Here is a 224-nt window from a genome sequence, read left to right as displayed (position 1 = left end):
CTAACCCGAGGGGCCGGGGGTGCGGGCGGGCGGACCGCACGGGAGCACATCAAAGACGCTGCCGACCGACACGCCGGCCTCTGGGTCGCCGACCACGCCGCCGCGCACTTACCCGACGATCCCAATCGCCACATTTCCCGACAGGCCCGGTCGACGCTTGCCGGCCGCTCTTACGCCGAACTGGTGGGCACGTGGGAGACGCTACGCAATACGTCGGCTAGTTG

The 224-nt window shown here is 69.6% G+C and carries 1 protein-coding gene; it reads left to right on the top strand.

What is annotated here, in order from left to right; translation table 11 throughout:
- The coding region (locus GOPIP_RS29245) for a hypothetical protein (RefSeq protein ID WP_211602012.1) at window positions 1–224 on the top strand (224 nt) is incomplete at both ends.

Origin of the sequence: Gordonia polyisoprenivorans NBRC 16320 = JCM 10675 (assembly GCF_000241325.1) — a bacterium.
In the GTDB taxonomy this organism is placed as follows: domain Bacteria; phylum Actinomycetota; class Actinomycetes; order Mycobacteriales; family Mycobacteriaceae; genus Gordonia; species Gordonia polyisoprenivorans.
Note: the sequence above shows the minus strand (reverse complement) of the source record. Positions and strands in the feature narration are given on the sequence as shown.